The sequence below is a fragment of the Streptomyces endocoffeicus genome (genome assembly GCF_016741935.1).
GTDB classification, from domain to species: Bacteria; Actinomycetota; Actinomycetes; order Streptomycetales; family Streptomycetaceae; genus Streptomyces; species Streptomyces endocoffeicus.
This window is the reverse complement of sequence record NZ_JAERRG010000001.1, coordinates 691,255-709,342: the sequence shown is the minus strand read 5'-3', so window position 1 is coordinate 709,342 and position 18,088 is coordinate 691,255. Positions and strand designations below refer to the sequence as shown.

At 71.7% G+C, this 18,088-nt stretch carries 18 protein-coding genes and 1 pseudogene; 7 read left to right on the top strand and 12 right to left on the bottom strand.

The genetic code is table 11. The features are described 5' to 3' along the window. Nucleotides 1-38 precede the first annotated feature (38 nt). From JK364_RS03130 to JK364_RS03110, 5 genes are all read left to right on the top strand, one after another. Nucleotides 39-1,187 (top strand): ROK family transcriptional regulator, encoded by a 1,149-nt coding sequence (locus JK364_RS03130; protein ID WP_230991467.1) that lies wholly within the window; start codon nucleotides 39-41, stop codon nucleotides 1,185-1,187. Nucleotides 1,188-1,272: 85 nt separating this feature from the next. Beyond that, on the top strand, nucleotides 1,273-3,222 hold the full coding sequence (locus JK364_RS03125; protein ID WP_201847232.1) for a heparinase II/III domain-containing protein: 1,950 nt from the start codon (nucleotides 1,273-1,275) through the stop codon (nucleotides 3,220-3,222). Nucleotides 3,223-3,289: 67 nt separating this feature from the next. Next, nucleotides 3,290-3,625, top strand: a complete 336-nt coding sequence (locus JK364_RS03120; RefSeq protein WP_201847230.1) for an ArsR/SmtB family transcription factor — start codon at nucleotides 3,290-3,292, stop codon at nucleotides 3,623-3,625. After that, entirely contained in the window at nucleotides 3,625-4,359 is a 735-nt protein-coding gene (locus tag JK364_RS03115) for a cation efflux transmembrane domain-containing protein (protein WP_201847228.1), read from the top strand. The genes JK364_RS03120 and JK364_RS03115 overlap by 1 nt, the downstream gene beginning before the upstream one ends. 107 nt (nucleotides 4,360-4,466) lie before the next feature. Next, the gene (locus tag JK364_RS03110; protein ID WP_230991281.1) at nucleotides 4,467-4,847 is read left to right on the top strand and encodes a methyltransferase family protein; all 381 of its coding nucleotides are present in this window, start codon (nucleotides 4,467-4,469) and stop codon (nucleotides 4,845-4,847) included. Here the strand turns inward: JK364_RS03110 and JK364_RS03105 are convergent. The 8 genes and pseudogenes from JK364_RS03105 to JK364_RS03070 all read right to left on the bottom strand — a co-directional run bounded on the left by JK364_RS03105 (nucleotide 4,791) and on the right by JK364_RS03070 (nucleotide 12,503). Continuing rightward, complete coding sequence (locus JK364_RS03105; RefSeq protein ID WP_372461907.1) at nucleotides 4,791-5,219, bottom strand: DUF3093 family protein; 429 nt, start codon at nucleotides 5,217-5,219, stop codon at nucleotides 4,791-4,793. The two genes, JK364_RS03110 and JK364_RS03105, sit on opposite strands and share 57 nt — an antisense overlap. Beyond that, nucleotides 5,158-5,292, bottom strand: a pseudogene (locus tag JK364_RS55025) (DUF3105 domain-containing protein); the annotation flags it as partial. The pseudogene JK364_RS55025 and the gene JK364_RS03105, both read right to left, overlap by 62 nt. A 503-nt stretch (nucleotides 5,293-5,795) precedes the next feature. Then, entirely contained in the window at nucleotides 5,796-7,403 is a 1,608-nt protein-coding gene (gene lnt, locus JK364_RS03095) for an apolipoprotein N-acyltransferase (RefSeq protein WP_201847224.1), read from the bottom strand. Then, the gene (locus JK364_RS03090) at nucleotides 7,400-9,520 is read right to left on the bottom strand and encodes a bifunctional copper resistance protein CopD/cytochrome c oxidase assembly protein (protein ID WP_201847222.1); all 2,121 of its coding nucleotides are present in this window, start codon (nucleotides 9,518-9,520) and stop codon (nucleotides 7,400-7,402) included. The genes lnt and JK364_RS03090 overlap by 4 nt, the downstream gene beginning before the upstream one ends. Continuing rightward, entirely contained in the window at nucleotides 9,510-10,082 is a 573-nt protein-coding gene (locus JK364_RS03085) for a copper resistance CopC family protein (RefSeq protein WP_201847220.1), read from the bottom strand. The genes JK364_RS03090 and JK364_RS03085 overlap by 11 nt, the downstream gene beginning before the upstream one ends. A 73-nt stretch (nucleotides 10,083-10,155) precedes the next feature. After that, on the bottom strand, nucleotides 10,156-10,770 hold the full coding sequence (locus JK364_RS03080) for a hypothetical protein (RefSeq protein ID WP_201847218.1): 615 nt from the start codon (nucleotides 10,768-10,770) through the stop codon (nucleotides 10,156-10,158). A gap of 275 nt (nucleotides 10,771-11,045) precedes the next feature. Further along, on the bottom strand, nucleotides 11,046-11,507 hold the full coding sequence (locus tag JK364_RS03075) for a pyridoxamine 5'-phosphate oxidase family protein (protein WP_201847216.1): 462 nt from the start codon (nucleotides 11,505-11,507) through the stop codon (nucleotides 11,046-11,048). Nucleotides 11,508-11,660: 153 nt separating this feature from the next. After that, nucleotides 11,661-12,503, bottom strand: coding sequence for an SDR family NAD(P)-dependent oxidoreductase (locus tag JK364_RS03070; RefSeq protein WP_201847214.1), 843 nt, complete (start codon nucleotides 12,501-12,503; stop codon nucleotides 11,661-11,663). Between the two features lie 162 nt (nucleotides 12,504-12,665). Here JK364_RS03070 and JK364_RS03065 point away from each other — a divergent pair, with 162 nt between their 5' ends. Continuing rightward, nucleotides 12,666-13,301, top strand: a complete 636-nt coding sequence (locus tag JK364_RS03065) for a TetR/AcrR family transcriptional regulator (RefSeq protein ID WP_201847212.1) — start codon at nucleotides 12,666-12,668, stop codon at nucleotides 13,299-13,301. Nucleotides 13,302-13,411: 110 nt separating this feature from the next. Then, nucleotides 13,412-13,771, top strand: a complete 360-nt coding sequence (locus JK364_RS03060; protein ID WP_201847210.1) for a hypothetical protein — start codon at nucleotides 13,412-13,414, stop codon at nucleotides 13,769-13,771. Nucleotides 13,772-13,795: 24 nt separating this feature from the next. Here JK364_RS03060 and JK364_RS03055 read toward each other — a convergent pair whose 3' ends face one another. The 4 genes from JK364_RS03055 to JK364_RS03040 form a co-directional block, all read right to left on the bottom strand. Beyond that, the gene (locus JK364_RS03055) at nucleotides 13,796-14,530 is read right to left on the bottom strand and encodes a YqjF family protein (protein ID WP_201847208.1); all 735 of its coding nucleotides are present in this window, start codon (nucleotides 14,528-14,530) and stop codon (nucleotides 13,796-13,798) included. Nucleotides 14,531-14,565: 35 nt separating this feature from the next. Further along, nucleotides 14,566-15,741 (bottom strand): CaiB/BaiF CoA transferase family protein, encoded by a 1,176-nt coding sequence (locus tag JK364_RS03050; RefSeq protein ID WP_201847206.1) that lies wholly within the window; start codon nucleotides 15,739-15,741, stop codon nucleotides 14,566-14,568. 81 nt (nucleotides 15,742-15,822) lie between these two features. Then, complete coding sequence (locus tag JK364_RS03045) at nucleotides 15,823-16,791, bottom strand: acetylxylan esterase (RefSeq protein WP_201847204.1); 969 nt, start codon at nucleotides 16,789-16,791, stop codon at nucleotides 15,823-15,825. Between the two features lie 174 nt (nucleotides 16,792-16,965). Beyond that, the gene (locus JK364_RS03040) at nucleotides 16,966-18,009 is read right to left on the bottom strand and encodes a LacI family DNA-binding transcriptional regulator (RefSeq protein WP_201847203.1); all 1,044 of its coding nucleotides are present in this window, start codon (nucleotides 18,007-18,009) and stop codon (nucleotides 16,966-16,968) included. Between the last annotated feature and the right edge of the window lie 79 nt (nucleotides 18,010-18,088).

Genomic DNA, 18,088 nt, shown 5'->3' with positions numbered 1-18,088 from the left:
AAAAGCCGGCCATCAGGCGTGGCACCAACCTGCCGCGGATGGCGGACTTCAACGAGTCCGTGATCCTGGACGCCATCCGCCGGCACGCGGACGGCCTCAGCCGGGTGGAACTCGCCCAGGCCACCGGCCTGTCGGCGCAGACCGTCTCGAACATCACACGCCGCTTGCTCGACCAGGGTGTGGCGCGCGAGTCCGGCAAACAGCACACCGGCAGCGGCAAGCCCCGCACCCTGCTGGAGGTCGTGCCGAGCTCGCGCTACGCCGTGGGCGTTCACCTCGATCCCGCCGTGATCACCACGGTCCTGGTGGACCTGGCAGGCACCGTCGTCGCCCAGCGCAGCCGGCAGACGCCGAGCGGCGGCGACACCGACCGGACCACCGCCGACATGGCGGCATCGGTGTCGGCGCTGGTGGCCGAGTCCGGCATCGACGACGCCCGGGTGCTGGGCCTGGGCATCGCCGCTCCCGGTCCCATCGACGCGGAGGCGGGCTGGGTGGTGGACCCGCCGGAGCTGCCGGACTGGGGCCGCTACCCGCTGCGCGATCGCCTGAGCGAAGCCACCGGCTTCCCGGCGCTGCTCGACAAGGACGTGACGGCGGCGGTGGTGGCCGAGCGCTGGGCGGGCGCGGCCACGGACAGCCGCAACCTGCTCTTCTTCTACCTCGGCACCGGCTCCGGCATGGGTCTGGCGGTGGAGGACACGGTGCTGCGCGGTGTGTCGGGCAACGCGGGCGAGGTCGGCGGCCTCGGCGCGTCCTTCTCGGCCCGTACGCTCGTCGACGAGGCCATCGCCCTGGGCGTGCTCGGCACCGAGTACACCTGCCTCGACCCGGCCGACGCCCAGCGCGGCCTGGAACGCCTGGCGGCGCTGGCCGCCGCCGGGGACGTACCGGCGGACGGCATCATCGAGCGCCTGGCCATCCGCATCGGCCGCGGCGTCTGCGCGGCGGCGACGCTCCTGGACGTGGAGACGGTCGTGTTCGGCGGCCCGGTGTGGCAGCTGCTGTCCGAGCGCCTCCTGACCACGATCGAGCCGATGGTGGCGCGGAGCCCATTCGTCAGACCGACCCATCCGACGACGGTCACGTCGACCACCCTGGGCGAAAACGTGGCGGCGATCGGCGCGGCCGCCCTGGTCCTGGACCGCACCCTGTCCGCTCAGCCCAGATCGCTGCTGCTGGCCTGAAGCACCCGAAAGGCTGCTGGCCTGAAGCACCCGAAACCACCCGGGCGCTACGCCCCGGCGTCGAGACTCCCCGGAGCCCTCCACCATGCCTGGCCATCCCCGTCTGACAGAGCTGTTCCCGCCCTCGCTGGTCGCCGCCCGTATGCCGCGGATCGGCGAGTGGAGTCCCGTACCGCCCGCGGCGGACCGGGGCGCGTGGGCGGGCATCGGCAACGACACCCGCGACCGCGTGCTGCGGGCGGCCGGCTCGACGCTCGAAGAGCCGTGGCCGTCCCTGCCGGCCTCGCTGTTCGCCCGCTTCGCGCGCGACGGCGACCGCTGGGATTACCAGACGCCGGCCGCCGCGCGGCGAGAACGGCTCGGGTGGGCGGTGCTGGCCGCCGCCATGGGCCCCGCTTCCGCGGAATTCCTGGACGAAGTGATGGACGGCGTCTGGGCGCTGTGCGAGGAGACCAGCTGGGTGCTCCCGGCGCACGACTTCCGGGTCCTCGGCTCCCACGGCCGCGAACGCGGCCTGCTGCCGGACCCGGAGTGCCCCACCCTGGACCTCGGCGCCTCGATGACGGCCGTGCTCCTGGCGTGCACCGACGCGATCGCCGGCGACGAGCTGGACCGGATCGACCCGCTGGTGCGCCGACGGCTGCGCCGGGAGGTCTCCACCCGGGTGCTGCGGCCGTATCTGGAGCGCGACGACTGGGGCTGGTACGACGGTTCGACCGCCAAGCTGAACAACTGGAATCCCTGGATCCACTCCGAGCTGCTGCTGGCCACCGCGCTGACGGAGGAGTCCGACGAGGTCCGTAGCGCCTTGGTCTCCCGCATCGTCCAGGGCCTGGAGAACTACCTGGCCGCGCACCCGGGTGACGGCGGCTGCGACGAAGGGCCGCACTACTGGTGGCGCGCCGGGGCCAGCCTCTTCGAGTGCCTGGAGACCCTCACCTCGCTGCTCGGCACCGACGCGGGGGTCTTCGGCCATCCCCTGATACGGGCCATCGCGCGCTATCCCCTGGCCACCTGGATCGGTGACGGCTGGGCGGTCAACTTCGCGGACGGGCCGGCGCGTCCGCGCGAGATGGGGGCGGCGGTGCTGCACCGCTACGGCCGCCGCACCGATCAGCCGGAGGTGTCCGCACACGCCCGGGCGCTGCGCGGCGCCGCCGATGCCGCGATCCCGGAGACCGGTGGACCGTTCGATCTGCGCCGTATCTCGGACGCCCTCTTCGACGCCGACTGGCAGGCGGCCGGGCCCGCGCCCTTCCCGCTGCCCGTACGCAGCTGGCTGCCCGACACCCAGGTCCTGGTCGCCCGCGCCGCGGCGGGCACGGATCGCGGGCTGCTGCTCGCGGCGAAGGGCGGCCACAACGACGAGAGCCACAATCACAACGATGTCGGCACCTTCATCGTCGCCCTCGACGCCCGGCCGCTGCTGATCGACGCCGGGGTCGGCACGTACCGCAAGGAGACGTTCAGCCCGGAGCGTTATGGAATCTGGTCGATGACCAGCGAGTATCACAATGTGCCGATCGTCAACGGCCTCGGCCAGCCGCCGGGGCCGGGCTTCCGCGCGGCCGCGGTCGCCCACCGCGGCGACGGCACCACTGACGAGCTGACGTGTGACCTCGCCGCGGCCTACCCGCCCGAAGCGGGACTGACTCGCTGGCAGCGTACGTTCCGGCTGGTACGCGACGTGGACGACGACGAGCGCATTGAGATCGGCGACGCCTGGGGCTGCTCCGCACCGCCCGGCTCACTGGCGCTGCACCTCCTGGCCGGCGGGGAGGTGGCCCTCGCGGCCGGGGGCGGCCGGGCCGTTGTCAGCCCGCCGGCCGGGCGCGGGCTGATCCTGGGCTGGGATGCCATGGCGTTCACGGCCTCGGTGGAGACGATTCCGCTCACCGACCCGGCCTTCACCCGAGTATGGGGCCCGGCGGTCCACCGGCTCGTCCTCACCGCCCGCCGGCCCACGGCCGAGGGTGAGCACATGCTGACGGTGCGGCCGAATTCCGGGCGGGTGTGTTCCGGTGATCCCGCGTGACCGCGCAGAGATTCGGGGGTTTGATTCATGACTTCCTGAATTCAGGTTTCCGTGTACCGTAGAGGACATGCTGACCGTTGCCCCCGACATCGAGGTGCTGGCCCGCTTCGGCCGCGCGCTCGCCGATCCGATCCGTTGCCGACTGTTGCTGATGCTGCGCGAGGGGCCGGCCCACCCCTCCGACCTCGCCGACAAGCTCGGCATCTCCCGTACGCGGCTGTCCAATCATCTGGCCTGTCTGCGTGACTGCGGGTTGGTCGTCACCGTGCCGGTCGGGCGCCGTATCCGGTACGAGTTGGCCGACGAGCGGCTCGGGCACGCGCTGGACGACCTGCGGGCGGCCGTGGTGGCGGTCGCGGCCGATCGGAGTTGCCCGGACGCGGAGACAGAGGGCTGCTGCTGATGACCGCGATATCCCTCGGGCCATCTCCGGCTCGCCGCGACGCGCTCACCCGTCGCATCCGACTGCTGGTCACCGCGACGATCACCTACAACGTCATCGAGGCCATCGTCGCGATCACCGCCGGGACGGTCGCCTCCTCCACCGCGCTGGTCGGTTTCGGCCTGGACTCGGTCATCGAGGTCTCCTCCGCCGCCGCGGTCGCCTGGCAGTTCTCCGCCCATGGCCACGCGGTGCGCGAAGCGCGTGAGAAGACCGCGCTGCGGATCATCGCCGTCTCCTTCTTCGCCCTCGCCGCGTATGTGAGCATCGACGCGGTCCGCTCGCTGGCCGGGACCGCGGAGGCCGACCGTTCGATCCCCGGCATCGTTCTCGCTGCCCTGTCGCTGGCGATCATGCCTTTCCTGTCAGCCGCTCAGCGTCGCGCCGGACACGAACTCGGTTCCGCCTCCGCGGTCGCCGACTCCAAGCAGACCCTGCTGTGCACCTACCTCTCCGCCGTACTCCTGGTAGGCCTCGTCGCCAACGCCACCCTCGGCTGGTCCTGGGCCGACCCCATCGCGGCCCTCGTCATCGCCGCGGTCGCGGTCAAGGAAGGCCGGGGCGCCTGGCGCGGGGAGGGCTGCTGCGCCGCTCCATCCGCCACCGCGGGCGTTCCCCCGCTTCAGGCTGAGGGTGGCTGCGGATGCCGGCCGGGATGCGCCTGTTGCGGCCCGGTGCGGAAGACGGACCGATGACCGGCTGGGCCGTGGCGGCACTTGCCCTATACACCGGCTCGGCGGGGCCGCGGCGCCGCTCGGCACGCTGACCGGCCTTCCGGAGCTCCCCGGCACACACGCGGCACTTGTGCGGTGGGCCCGGGCTGATCCTCGCCCTGGCCGGTATCGCGGTCACCTGGGTCGCCCAGACGAACATGGGCGCCTCCTGGCGGGTAGGCGTGGACGCGGCCGAGCGTACGGAGCTGGTAACCGACGGACTGTTCGCCCACGTGCGCAACCCGGTCTTCACCGCGATGACCATCACGGCGACCGGACTGGCCCTGATGGTGCCCAACCCGATCGCCGTGACGGCACTCGCGGCACTGGTTCTGGCGGTGCAGCTGCAGGTCCGTGTAGTGGAGGAGCCCTACCTCAGGGTCTCGCACGGCGCCGCCTACACCGCCTACACCTCACGCGCCGGGCGTTTCCTGCCCGGTATCGGCCTCCGAGCTGCCGACCGGGCCTGACCCCGCTCCGTCAGCGGCTTCCTTGAGCACTCGGGCAAACTGTGCCGGCGCACGAGTGGACACGTACACGTAGGGGGTGGGGTCGTCGGGATCGAGTAGAGCCCCGCCAGAAGGGTCCCAGCGGCCAGGGAGATCAGGGCCGCCACCCCGACGAACGGCAGGAAGATCAGTGCTGTGGCGAGGCCGAAGAGCGCGGCGATCACCCGCCAGGAGCGGGGAGCGGTGAGGCGTTCGTCGTAGGCGGGGGCTGTGTTGGCGGGCATTGCGGTCACCTTGTCCGGCTGTCCTTGGGTAGGTCGGCTGTTGCTCCTCACACAGCCCGGCCGCCGGTACAGGCGGCACCGGGTTCCGGGGTCTGCTTGCCCTGCACATACCTTTCGAGGAACCGCTGGATGCCCGGGTCCGAGGCGGAGTCGGCGTTGAGTTGCTTGCCCCAGGCGGTCAGGGTGCGGCTCACGGTGGAACTGACCTGGCAGTCCTGTCGGCTCGGACCGTGTTCGAGGTCGGTGCACAGATGGCCGGAGAATTCTTCTGGTCCCGCTGGAATGCCCGCCGCCGCGCGGGACAGATTCGCCGTGTCCCTTTGCGCACCTCCGTCCACGACATGGGCGCACAGCGGTACCACCCACATCGCGACGGCCAACAGGACAAGGCAGCGCAGCACAAAGCGCGCGGTCACATGTTCACCGCCGCCTTGGAATCGCCCGTGCCGCGCTCTCATCACGGCGATCGTAGCCAAGCTATGCGTGATCCACCGGCCTGTCGTCAGATTCCGTTTGGTCACCGATCCAGGGATGGAACCGCTGATGGCCGGCCTGCTCGCCGCGTACGGGGCCGAGGTCCGTACGGACCTCGGCAAACCGCCCGAGCGCTGAGGGTAGTGCCGCCCCTCCTCACACCGGAGGCCCTCGCCACCCCACCGCGCCCCGGCGACACGGATCCTCGGCTTCAGCCACGAACATCAGAGGTTGCACGTTCAGCTGCCCCGCTCCTGCGAGAGGTACCGTGGCGGCGGACACCAAGAGCCACCGCTCCGCAGGCAACGACCGCGAATGCCGCTTCCGGCAGCGACCCGAGGCGGGTGGCGAGCGTGGTCGTCGAGCGGAGCGGCACGGTGCCGGTCAGCACCCGGCGAGTCCAGGGACCGGTGGCCTTGGTGACTGTGCCGTCCGGGGCGATGACCGCGCTGATGCCGGTGGTGGAGGCGACGAGGACCGAGCGGTCGTGCTCGACCGCCCGCAGCCGGGACATGGCAAGCTGCTGTTCGGGCTCGGCGAGATTGCCATCGCGCATGTATGTGGCGTTGTTGGTGGGGACCGCGATCAGGTTGGCGCCGGTGCGGACCGCATCGCGGACCTGGCCGTCGTAGGCGACCTCGTAGCAGATGGACTCCGCCAACCGCACCGGCCCGGCGTCGAGTCGTACCGGACCGGTGCCGGGTATGAAGTCGCGCGGGATGAGCTGGAGGTCGTCCAGCCCGCCGAAGACGTCCCGCAGCGGGATGTATTCGCCGAACGGCACCAGGTGCTGCTTGGTGTAGTAACGGCCGGGCCCGGTGCCGGGCCGCCACAGCAGACCGGCGTTGCGGATCCGGTCGCCCGGGGCGTCGAGGATCGCTCCGACCACGATGGGAGCGCCGAGCTCGGCTACGACGTCGGAGATCTGATGGCGCAGCAGCGGGTCGGTGCGTGGATCGGTGTCGGTGGCGTTCTCCGGCCACAGCACCAGGTCGGGCCGGGGCGTGCGCCCGGCCCGTACGTCGCGGGCAAGCTGCCGGGTGGCGGCGATGTGATTGGTGGCCACTTGTTCCACCCGGGCCTGTTCCTCCAGGCTCCGGGCACGGGGAACATTTCCCTGCACCACTGCCACGCGTGCCCGCTCGCCCTCGCCGGCCGAGGCCGTGGCGGGAATCAGCAGTGTTCCGCACGCGCAGGCGGCCACAGCGGCCGCAAGGCCCCCGGCGGCCTGGCGTCGTCCGTCGGACCGGGCCGTCAGCAGCGCGGCGAGGCAGCCGGCGACCAGGGCGACCACAGCACTGACGGCCGGGGCGCCGCCGACCGAGGCCCACCCCAGCGCCGGGGATTCGGCCTGGCTGAAGGCGAGGCGGCCCCACGGGAAGCCGCCGAGCGGTACCCGGGACCGTACCGCCTCGGCGGTCACCCACCAGCAGGCCGCCCACAGTGGCCATCCCCGCAGTCGGGCGAATATGGGGACCGCGCAGCTCAGCAGGCCAAGGAGCAGTGCCTGTGCGACGCTCAGCGCCGCCCATGGCAGGAAGCCGAGATTCGTCAGCCACCACAGCAGCGGACCGAAGAAGGCCAGTCCGAAGAGGGCGCCGAGAGCGAAGGCCGCTCGCGGTCGTTGGTATCGGAGGACGGCGAGCAGAAGCGCCGGTCCGAGGGCGGCGGTCGGCCATAGCCCCCATGGTGGGAAGGCCGCGACGAGGAGCAGGGCGCCCGCGACGGCCGCCGCCGGGTCGCGCCATGCGCGGCGCGACCGCAGCGCCTGGGATGGTGGGCGGGTGGCCTGACGCAGCAGCGTCGGATAACTGATCATGTCGTCCCTTCCGTCGAATGATCAGCATTGTCGGCCTGCGGAGTGGGCGCCGTGCCTCGGGGGCTCGGATCTCCCGTACGTCGCCCTGCCCGAGCCATGCGTTCGTCGCGCGCGTGGAGGCCGGCCAGATACGCGTTGTAGGCGGTCAGCGGGTCGTTGGCGTCGCCGCGGTCGATCCGGCGGTCGATCCGGCGCGCCTCGCGGGCGTCCGAGCGGACCCATTGGACGGCGAGAATGAGCGTGGTGATCAGGACGGGGATGTCGCCGGTCGCCCAGGCGATGGCCCCCGCGTTGTACTGATCGTCGGCGAGCGAGCTTCCCCAGGGCCGGTCGAGTGCGGTCCACCAGCTTGCGCCGATGAGGTCGGTGGAGCTCATCAAGGAGATGGCGAACCAGGAGTGGAACGGCATCGTGAGGATCATGACGAAGAGCTTGGCGAGGTGGGGGATGCGGTGCGGTCCCGGGTCGACCCCGACGAGCACCCAGAAGAACAGCAGCCCGACGACCAGGAAGTGCACCAGCATCGCCACATGGCCGTAGTGACTGCGCATCAGGGTCGCGAACAGCGGGGTGTAGTAGACAGCGAAGGCACTGCCGATGAACAGCACTCCGGCGACCACGGGGTGCGCGATCACCTTGACGTAACGGCTGCTCAGCATCGCCGTCAACAGTTCTCTCGGGCCGCGTCGCCCACCCTTCGGGGCGGTGGGCAGCGCCCGCAGGGCCAAGGTGATCGGCGCCCCCAGGACGAGCAGGATCGGTGCTGTCATCGCCAGGGTCATGTGCTGGCCCATGTGCACGCTGAACAGCACCTTGCCGTACGTGCCCAGCCCGCTCATCGTCGCCACCACGATGACCCCCAGCCCCGCCAGCCACGCCACCGTGCGGCCGACCGGCCAGGCATCGCCACGGGCCCGGAGCCTGCGCACTCCCACCAGATAGGCCAGCCCCGCGACCGCGGTACCGAAGGCGAACACGCCGTCGAACCGCCACTCGGTGAATAGCGGCGTCCACGGGAAGCCGCCGAGCGGGGCGGGCATGGGGAAGCCCAGCAGCTCCCTGACCGGGTCGTACGACTCCGGTGGCCCCGCCGGGGCCGGGCTGCGGGACAGACCGGCCGCGAGGCCGACGGTCGCCGCCATCAGCAGGAGTTCGGCCCCGGCGAGCCGCACGAAGGCGGCGCGCCGCCCCTCCTCCAGGGCCGGCAGCGTGCGCCGGCGGTGCCAGGCACCACAGCCCGCGAGGGCGATCAGCGCCAGGGTCTTGGCGGTCAGCAGCAGGCCGTACCGGGTGGTGAACACCTGCGCCGGGGCCTCCAGACGGATGAGCCCACTGACGACGCCGGTCGCGGCGACGGTGAGCAGGCACCAGGCCGCCAGCGGGCTGAATCGCCGTACGGCCGCCACCGTGTGGGACGGGGCCCGTACGGCGGCGGCTGTGACCGCCGCCAGCCCGCCGATCCACACGGTGGCCGCCAGGACATGCGCCGCGAGGCTGATCACGGCGGCGTCGTGGTTGCCGGAGGCGGCCGAGTGACCGGCGAACGCGGGCGGCACCAGCCCGGCCAGCGCGACGCACAGACTCACGGTGGCGGCACCCCGGGTGGTCACGCCGAGGAGGAAGGTGGCCAACAGCAGCGCGGCCAGTGCGGTCAGCGCCGCCGAGCGGCCCTGGGGGGTGTTGGTGGCGACATCGGCGAGGATTCCGGGGGCGAAGACCTCGGCCACGGGCTGGGCGAGCAGGTCCGAGGCGGTGAACACCAGCACCGCCGACGTCGCCAGCAGCCACACTCCCGAGGACACCGCGGTGAGAGTGAGGACCCGCAACCGCCGCGCGCTCAGCCGCCGCTGGGCGCTGGGTGCCAGCACCGCGATCAGCAGCAGCCCCGCGACGGTGCACACCGCGGCGAGGTCCGCGACAGCCTTCGCCGGCGGCAGACCCCACACCGTGACCGGCCCCGCGTCCGGCAGGCCCGGTACCGCCTCGGGAATCCCACCACCGAACCATACGGCCGCCAGCAGCGCGCCCGTCGCCGCCACGAGCGCCGCCACGAACGCCGCCAGGAGCAGTAGCGGAGGCCGGAGCACGGCTTTGCGCGGTATCGGGTCAACCGCCATGGCGGGACCTCCTCTTGTGCGTCAGATACGCGATACCGCCCCCGCCCGCGAGCACGATGGCGGCTCCGGCCACCACCGGGAGCGCGCCTGGAGCGGAGGATTCGTCTTTGGCCGTGCCGGCCGAGGCAGCCGGAGCATCGCTGGATGACGTGGACGCTCGAGGCGCCGGACTCGTCGTACGGAGGGCGGCCACCGTGAAGCCGAAGCGGCCGGACACGGGGTGGCCGTCGGCGGAGACCACCCGATAGCCGACGGTGTACCGGCCGGGAGGCGTATCGGCCGCCAGCGCTTGGGTCACGGTGCGACCCTCAACCTCCGGGGCGCCCGTGGTGACGGCACGGCCGGAGGAGCCGGTGACCGCTACGCGGCTGTAGCGGGCGTCCATCGGGTCATTGAAGGACAGGGAGACCTGGTCGGGCGATGTGGCGACGGTGGCCCCGTCGTCGGGGGCGCTGCCGGTCAGGGCGGTATGCGCGGCGGCGGGCCGCGCTGTGGCGATCAGCGTGGCGCACGCCAGCAGGCCGCCCACGGCCGCCGCACGCGGGAGGTGTGTGGTGAACATGAAGTGCCTTTACGCCCGGCCGTCGACGCGGCCGGGATCTGGCGACCGGCGCACGGCGGCCGCCACGCCCGGTTCACACCAGGCGGATACCGCCGCCCGGCACCGGCCGGATCGGAGACGGAACACGTGGGATCACACGGCGGGACGGCGGGGCACGCTCACCACGGCGCGGTGGCGCCCGGAAAGCGACGGCGGTGCGCCCGGGATCACCCGCCGGAACCAGTGGCAGACGCCGAACAGCGGCCATCGGTCCGGGCAGCCGGAGGGCGAGCCGCTGCCGCGCGGCGGTGGCGAGCGTCCGCAAGGGCCTCAGCACCGCGTCCATCACCCCGAGCAACCGGGCGGCGGTCACAACCGTTACCGCGTGTCCGACCGGCATCTCCCAGGAGGGATGGCCGGACGCGGCGGTGTACTCCAGCCAGCCCGCCCCCGCACGGGAGCCCGCTGCCGCGCACACGCCGGGCAGCGTATAGCCGAGGTGAAGGGCGACCTGGGCACCGCCCAGCCCGGCGAGCACTTGCTGGGGAGCGAGTGAGCGGCGGGCACACAGCAGGGAGCCGAGGAACGCCGCCGATACGCAGCAGACCACGGCGGCACCCGCCGGCAGGCGCCCAGCGAGGATGGCCTGGCCGAGCAGCGGAAGCAGCACGATGGCCGCGGCGAGGAAAGCGGCCTGGCCAGTGCCCACGGACCCGGCGGCACCCGGAGCCACACGGCGGCGGCGCATCGGTCGCATCGCGTCACCGCCTTCGAGATCCACCTGGTTCCCCCGTCTCGCTCTCGCGGGCAGCCGGGGCCCCGCGAGTACGCAGCGTATCCCGCGGGGGCGGCGCCTCATCGGGCGGGGATGAGCCGGACCGGATCGACGCCATCGGCGTTTTGGCCCAGGCCCGGATTTCGGCATATCCACATAGGGTCACTCGCGTATCCGTCAGAGTGAGGCGTGACGGCGAGGGACGGCCGTTATTCGAGCCACATCCCGTCGCGCATGATGACTCTTCCGCGTAGCTCCGGCTCGCCGCGCCAAGCGCGCACAGTCCTCGGGACCACGCGTACATACAGAAAGGAACCCTCTTCCACGCGTGGGTCCCACCCGAACTTGTCGGCGAACGCCTCCGCTGCGCCTCCGGGCACCTCCTGGTCCGGGAAGCACTCCGCCTCACCCTGGAGGAGCACCACGTCGAAGGTGTCCGGTAGCGCCAGGCGCACGCGCGGCTCTTCGCGGACGTTCCGCGCAGTCACGGAAGTGGCGCTGGTGCACATCCACACCGCTCGCCCATCCCACAAGAACCACAGCGGCACCTGGTGCGGCCCGTGATCAGGGTGAGCCGTCGACACCCATACATCCCGCTCGGCAACGAGCCGCTTCAGAGCGTCGCGCATACGCTCCGCCGTCTGGCGACGAACGATTCCCGTGGTCTCCATGAGGACCGACCCTAGCCAGGCAGGCGCGAAGCGCGCATGATGCGCGGGACCTACTCCCGGAGACCGATGAACCCCGCGGCTTTTGGCCCGGGGTGACCGACTTCGGTGCTCGGAGTGGCCGGCAGAAGGGTTCTGACCGCTCTTCCGTGATGGCTACGACCTTTGGCGGAGCAGCAGGTCCTGTGTGAGGCGGTGCAGTCGCAGTGCGGCGTCCTTGTCGAAGGCTGTGCCTTTCAGGGCGAGTTGGCGGGTGGTGCGGTAGGCGGTGAAGGGTTCGCCTGGCGGTTCGTCCAGGAGGTGGGACACCGGAGTGACGGCCTTTGCCACGGAGGTGGCGAACAGGGTGAACGAGGCCTTGGTGAGGGCGCGCAGTGGTTGGGGAAGGTGGTCGGTCATGCCGGTCGCTACGACGCCGGGGTTGTAGCCGATGTAGCGGATCGGGGTGTTGGTGTGCACTGCGGCGAAGGCCACGCCGAGCAGGTCGTTGGCGCGGAAGGACTGCAGGGTGGCTTTGGTGCCGTTGTAGCGGCGTGTCAGTTGCAGGTCGTCCCAGTGGATCCGGCCCAGGGGGATGCCGGGGGTGCCGACGTTCATGATGACTGGTCGTGGTGCGGACTCCAGTGTCGCGCGCAGGCCGTGGCTCAGGACGTATCGGCTCAGATAGGCGAGTGCGAAGCTGTGCTCGAATCCTTCGTGGGTGACGGTGCGGGTGCCGAAGAGCCGGTACCGCTGGGCGCACAGGATGAGTTTGTCCACTGAGGAACAGGTGCCCTCAACCTCGGTGACGAGTTCCTGGGCCGCCGTAACCGATGTCAGGTCGGCCCGCAGGAAAGTGGCGCGGTCACCGGCTGAGAGGGCCGTCGCCTCCGCTAGAAGGGCCTCGCCCTTGGCGGGCGTGCTGCCCACGGCGAGGACCCGCGCTCCTTGGCGCAGGTAGTGCAGTGCGAGACCTTTGCCGAGCCCGTCGGTTCCTCCGGTGATGACCACGGTCTGCATCCCTGGCTCTCCATCCCTGCCGAGCTGTGCGACTGGGCTCGCAGCCCGATGCCACGAAACCACTATGTGGATATTGCGTATCCGGTTATGCGGGGACCGTACCACGAACCGGATATGCTGTATCCGGTTCGGGTACGGATACAGCAGCGGAAGGAGTCGTTCATGGGTCGGAGGGGAGGCGCGGAACCCGCTGCGGCAGGAGCACCTCCGCTGAGGCGGGATGCCGAGCTGAATCGCCGGCGCATCCTTCAGGCCGGACGCGAGGTCTTCGCCGCGCGCGGCCTTCAGGCCACGCTCAACGATGTCGCGCACCATGCCGGCCTCGGAGTCGGCACCGTCTACCGGAAGTACCCCGACAAGCAGGCGCTCGCGGAGGCCGTCTTCGGTGAAGAACTCGACGAGATCGCGGCGATGGGGCGGGAGGCCCTGGCCGGGGACGACGCATTCGCCGCATTGGCCGGCTTCCTCGAGAGGGCCCTGGCGCGGGCCGCGCACAACCGCGGGCTGCGTGAGCTGATGCGACACGGCATCATCGAGGGCGCCGGTCCTGCCCGGGCGCGGCAGGAGATCACCTCGCACTGCGAGCAACTCCTGGCACGGGCCCGTACGCAGGGCGCCCTGCGCGACGGGGTCACCGAGGCCGACATCGCACCGATCGCCGCGATGATCGACGCCGTCATGGCCCTGCCCGCCGAACACCCCTCCGAGCTGTGGCGACGATATTTGGCGATCCTTCTCGACGGGCTGCGCGCCCATCCGCACCAGGCGCCATTGCCCAGTCTTGGCGGCGCTGACTGACCCTGGCTCTCACCGGACCGACTTCAGCGGCCCCCAGCCCTGGCTCCGCAGAGGCCCCGACCTGGCGGGGCCCGGACTGCAGGACCGTTCCGCCTGGGGATCCCTCTGGCATGCGGGTGGAAACGCGCGAGGATGTCCTGTTGCCGGGCCTGAACCTCGAGGTACGGCAACTCGTGGCCTGCGGCGGAAACATGGTGGTCGACGCGGCCACGTGCGGACTGCCGGCCGCGCGCTTCTGCCCTACGTCGAGGACGTTCTACGACCGCAAGAGGAACGAGGGCAAGAGCGATTGGGAATCAGTCACACCGGTCTCCGGTAGTGGCCGGCTCGTGATCGTGCCTGGTGGCTGCGCGTTCGTCGGCGCGGACGACGGAGAAGAGACTCGCGCCAAGGACGCTGCGGCGCGAGGGTCCATGTCTTGTCTCCCCAAGTCGATCAACGCCCCACGGTACCCGGTCGCTGCCGGGTGATGGGGAAGACCTTGGCCGGGGGGCTCATACGCGTCGCGGGGTCCCGAAGCGCACGGCGACCCCGGGGGAGTAGAGCACACTCACCGGCGGGCCCGGCATGGGCGGCAGGCCCGCGGTGGTGATCAGGCCGTCGTCGAGTTCGAGCAGCTCGGCCCGGTGCAGTGGCCACGGTGCGTGGTCGTTCGGGAGGTGCACCGTGCGGCCGTGCCAGGAGACGTGCAGACCCCACCGGGCGGTCAGGAAGCGCTCCAGCCGTGTGGGCTCGGCGATGGTCGCGCCTATCCGCACCACGGCCCGGCTCGTGCGACCCCGGGCCGCCGGGCGCCGCCGCAGGCCGCAGCTGTAGGTGATCACGTCCTTCTCACGGCGCAGCCGCATCGTGGACCACCGATAGGGCAGCCGGACGGTGAGCCGGCCCACCAGCACGGGGAGCAGCCGGGCCGCGTCCAGGGACCGGAACACCACACCGCGCCGGCCCTGCCCGTCCACCGAGTACAGCCGCACGTTCGTCTCGCAGAACGTGCCCAGATACGGCAGACCGGGTCCCGGCCCGAAGCCCACACCGCGCATCAGGAACGGGACCAGCCCGACATAGGTGACACCGTCGAGGGTGTCCGGGCGGGTACCGGCGGGCAGCAGCGGGGCCACCCGCTCCGGCTCCACCGGCCAGTGCAGGAAGGTGAGTTCATCCCAGCGCTGGACCAGTGTCGGCCGTCGCACGGGCCGTGGCGTGGACAGGGTGACCGGCTCGATCTCCATGACCAGCGTCCTAGCACAGGGGCCCGAGCCACCCGTCAGGCGGGTCCCGCGGTCCCCGGGCGGGGGGCCGGTTCGGAGAACTCGGCGCGCACCGCCTCCGTGTGCTCGCCGAGCCCCGGCACCGGTCGCATCGGCGCCCTGCGGCCCGCCACCTCCACCGGCGGCAGCAGACCGCGCAGCGCGCCGACCGGGGAGCCGAACTCGCCCCAGCGGTCGCGGGCGTCGAACTGGGGGTGGGCGGTGAACTCCGCGAGGTCGCGCAGCCGGGCATTGGCGATACCGGCCCCGTCCAGCAGCGCGATCAGCCCCTCGGCGGGGTGGCCCGCGAAGCACGCCTCCAGCTCGGCCGTCAGCTCCTCGTCATGGGTGCGGCGCAGGGGATTGTCCGCGAAGCGCGGATCGCGGACCAGCTCCGGGCGCCGGAGCACCCGCTCGCACAGGGCCACCCATTCACGGTCGCTCTGCACACTCAGGAACACCTGACCGCCGTCCCCGCAGCGGTAGGCGCCGTACGGCGAGATGGACGGATGGCGGGCGCCACTGCGGACGACTCCGGCACCGCCGTACGCCTGGGCGAAATAGGGGTGGCCCATCCACTCGCCCAGCGCGTCCAGCAGGCTCACGCTCAGATCGGTCCCCGCGCCGGTGCGCTCCCGCTCGTACAGCGCGGTGAGAATACCGGTGTAGGCGTACATCCCGCCCGCGATATCGGCGATCGAGATCCCGGGGCGGGCCGGGGCCTCAGGACTGCCGGTGATCGACAGCAGCCCCGCCTCGCACTGGATCAGCAGGTCGTACGCCTTCTTCTCGCGGTACGGGCCGCTGTCCCCGTATCCGGAGATCGCGCAGGTGATCAGGCGGGGGTGGGCGGCCCGCAGCGTCTCCGTCCCCAGGCCCAGCCGGTCCACGGCGCCGGGCGCCAGATTGTGCACGAAGACGTCGGCACGGGCGAGCATCGCCTCGAGCAGCGCCCGGTCGGTGGCGTCCTTGACGTCGAGGACGACGCTCTCCTTGCCGCGGTTGACCCAGACGAAGTAGGCCGACACGCCCTTGACCTCGCGGTCGTACTCGCGGGCGAAGTCCCCGCGCCCCGGCCGCTCCACCTTGATGACCCTGGCCCCCAGATCGGCGAGCTGACGGGTGGCGAACGGGGCGGCGACGGCCTGCTCCAGGGCGACGACGGTGATGCCTTCCAGCGGCTGCGCGGGCACGGGCGGCTCCTTCGCTTCGATGCGGGTAGCCCCTGTCTACCCGGTGCCGGGCGGCGACCGACGCCGCCCGGCACGTCCGGCTCAGCCCAGCAGCCTCCGCAGATAGGCGATCTGCTCGGCCTGCTGATGGGGGCCGCCGCCCTCGTGGCCGTTGAAGGACCACACCTTGAGGTCCTTCTCACCGGCGTAGTGGTGATAGGCGGCGAAGCCGCAGGAGGTCGGGGTGGTCTCATCGCGCAGGGCGGTCGAGAACAGCGCCGGCGCGTTGGCGCGGACCGCGAAGTTGAGCCCGTCGAAGTGGTCGAGCGTGGCGAACACCCGCTCGGCCAGGTCGCGCTGGGTGGCGCAGAACCGCGCCAGTTCACCATAGGGTTCCACGTCGGTGATCTCGACCGCTCGCCGGATGTGCGTCATGAACGGCACATCCACCAGCGCCGCCGTCAGGTCCGGCACCAGCCCGGCCGCCGCCAGGGCGAGCGCACCGCCCTGACTGCCCCCGCTGACCACGATCCGAGCGGGATCCACCAGCGGATGTTCACGGGCGGCCGCCACCGCCCGCACCGCGTCCGTGTACAGCCGGCGGTAGTAGTAGTCGTCCGGGGAGAGGACGCCGTGGGTCATCTTGCCCGGTGTCTCGGGCCCGGTGCCGCCGACCGGATCGGGGGTGACGCCGGGGGAGTGCTGGACCCATCCCTGGCCCCGGCTGTCCATCACGAAGACCGCGTAGCCCACCGACGGCCACAGCAGCCAGTTGTGCGGCAGCCCCCGGCCGCCGCTGTAGCCGAGGTACTGCACCACGCACGGCAGCGGGCCCGCCACGTCCCGCGGGGCCAGCAGCCAGCCGCGTATCCGGTGCCCGCCGAAGCCGGAGAACTCCGCGTCGTAGGTGTGCACACGGGTCAGTCCGGTGTCCTCCTCGGTGAACACCGCGTTCAGCTCGCGGGTGCGGGCCTCGGCGAGCGTCCGCTGCCAGAAGGCGTCGAAGCCGTCCGGCTCGGGCAGCGGGGGCCGGTAGCTGCGCAGCTGCTCCAGGGGCAGGTCGATGAACACGGTGGGCGGACCTCCGTAGCGATCGGTGCGGTGAAGGGGGTGCGGTCAGGGGGTGATTGAGGAGTCGGGTCAGGGGTGATGGAGGATACGGGGGCGATGGAGGGGGGCGGGGGATACGGAGGGGACGGGGGATACGGACTCGTCCGGTCATCCGTGCAGTGTTCGACTCCTCGGTCATAAGGGAGCACGGAGCGGGGGAGCGGTACTTGACCGGACCATGAGCCGGGTGGACAGCTCGGTCCGGATGGCCTCCGGCACCTCGCCGGTCATCAGCCGCAGCAGCGTGCGCAGCGCCGCGCCCGCCATCTCCGACAGCGGCTGACGGACCGTCGTCAGCGCGGGCGTGATCCAGCGGGCCTGCGGCAGATCGTCGAAGCCCACGACGCTGATGTCCCGCGGCACCCTCAGGCCCCGTCCCCTGACCGCCTGGTACACACCCGGCACCATCTGATCGGAGCAGACGAAGACGGCCGTGGGCGGCTCGGTCAGAGCCAGCAGCTCACCCATCCGGTGGCGCGCCCCGGCCTCGCTGATCTCGCCGTAGCGCACATACGCGGACGGCACCGGCAATCCGGCCGCCGCCATCGCCGAACGGTAACCGGCGACCCGGCCGCCGTCGCGCACCGCCCGCCCCGGGCCGCCGATCACCGCGATCCGGCGGTGCCCCAGTCCGATGAGGTGCTCCGTCGCGGCCATCCCGCCCTGCCAGTTGGCGGCCGCCACGGACGGCACCCCGGGCGGCGGGTCGCTCGCGGGGTCGATCAGTACGAACGGGATCCGCCGCTCGTCGAGCCAGGAGTACTGGGCGGGGGCGAGCTCGATGAGATGGAACAGCACACCCGAGCTGCCCCGGGCGTACAGTTTCTCCGGCCAGCCGCACTCGAGCCGGCCGCCCCGGCTTCGGGTGGCCGCGGCCGAGACCACCACCTCGAGTCCCGCCTCGTGCGCGGCCTCGGCCGCGCCGTGCAGCACCGCCCCCGACCAGGCGCTGTCGAGCGAGTGCACCACCAGGTCGACGATCGCGGTCGGCCTGGGGGCCTCGCAGCGCGGCCTGCGGATGTATCCCAGGCGGTCCAGGACCTCGGTGACCCGGCGGCGGGTCTCGGGGGCCACGTCCTCCCGGCCGTTGACCACCTTCGACGCGGTCGGCACCGACACACCCGCCTCACGGGCGACGACCGCCAGTGTGGGCCCCGTCGATCCCGAGGAACGAGCCATTGAGACTCCCTTCCCTAACCGCCCACGTGGAACCCCTGACCGGGCAGCAATCGGTTACCAACCCTAAGGCCGCCTCAAG

Excerpts from the sequence above, each read along its gene's own strand:
- JK364_RS03105 (WP_372461907.1), bottom strand. The coding sequence starts at position 5,219 with ATGTGCAGGGCAAGCAGACCCCGGAACCCGGTGCCGCCTGTACCGGCG.
- JK364_RS03090 (WP_201847222.1), bottom strand. The coding sequence starts at position 9,520 with ATGGCGGTTGACCCGATACCGCGCAAAGCCGTGCTCCGGCCTCCGCTA.
- JK364_RS03065 (WP_201847212.1), top strand. The coding sequence starts at position 12,666 with ATGGGTCGGAGGGGAGGCGCGGAACCCGCTGCGGCAGGAGCACCTCCG.
- JK364_RS03070 (WP_201847214.1), bottom strand. The coding sequence starts at position 12,503 with ATGCAGACCGTGGTCATCACCGGAGGAACCGACGGGCTCGGCAAAGGT.
- JK364_RS03120 (WP_201847230.1), top strand. The coding sequence starts at position 3,290 with ATGCTGACCGTTGCCCCCGACATCGAGGTGCTGGCCCGCTTCGGCCGC.
- JK364_RS03130 (WP_230991467.1), top strand. The coding sequence starts at position 39 with ATGGCGGACTTCAACGAGTCCGTGATCCTGGACGCCATCCGCCGGCAC.
- JK364_RS03115 (WP_201847228.1), top strand. The coding sequence starts at position 3,625 with ATGACCGCGATATCCCTCGGGCCATCTCCGGCTCGCCGCGACGCGCTC.
- JK364_RS03075 (WP_201847216.1), bottom strand. The coding sequence starts at position 11,507 with ATGGAGACCACGGGAATCGTTCGTCGCCAGACGGCGGAGCGTATGCGC.
- JK364_RS03040 (WP_201847203.1), bottom strand. The coding sequence starts at position 18,009 with ATGGCTCGTTCCTCGGGATCGACGGGGCCCACACTGGCGGTCGTCGCC.
- JK364_RS03085 (WP_201847220.1), bottom strand. The coding sequence starts at position 10,082 with ATGTTCACCACACACCTCCCGCGTGCGGCGGCCGTGGGCGGCCTGCTG.
- JK364_RS03125 (WP_201847232.1), top strand. The coding sequence starts at position 1,273 with ATGCCTGGCCATCCCCGTCTGACAGAGCTGTTCCCGCCCTCGCTGGTC.
- JK364_RS03055 (WP_201847208.1), bottom strand. The coding sequence starts at position 14,530 with ATGGAGATCGAGCCGGTCACCCTGTCCACGCCACGGCCCGTGCGACGG.
- lnt (WP_201847224.1), bottom strand. The coding sequence starts at position 7,403 with ATGATCAGTTATCCGACGCTGCTGCGTCAGGCCACCCGCCCACCATCC.
- JK364_RS03060 (WP_201847210.1), top strand. The coding sequence starts at position 13,412 with ATGCGGGTGGAAACGCGCGAGGATGTCCTGTTGCCGGGCCTGAACCTC.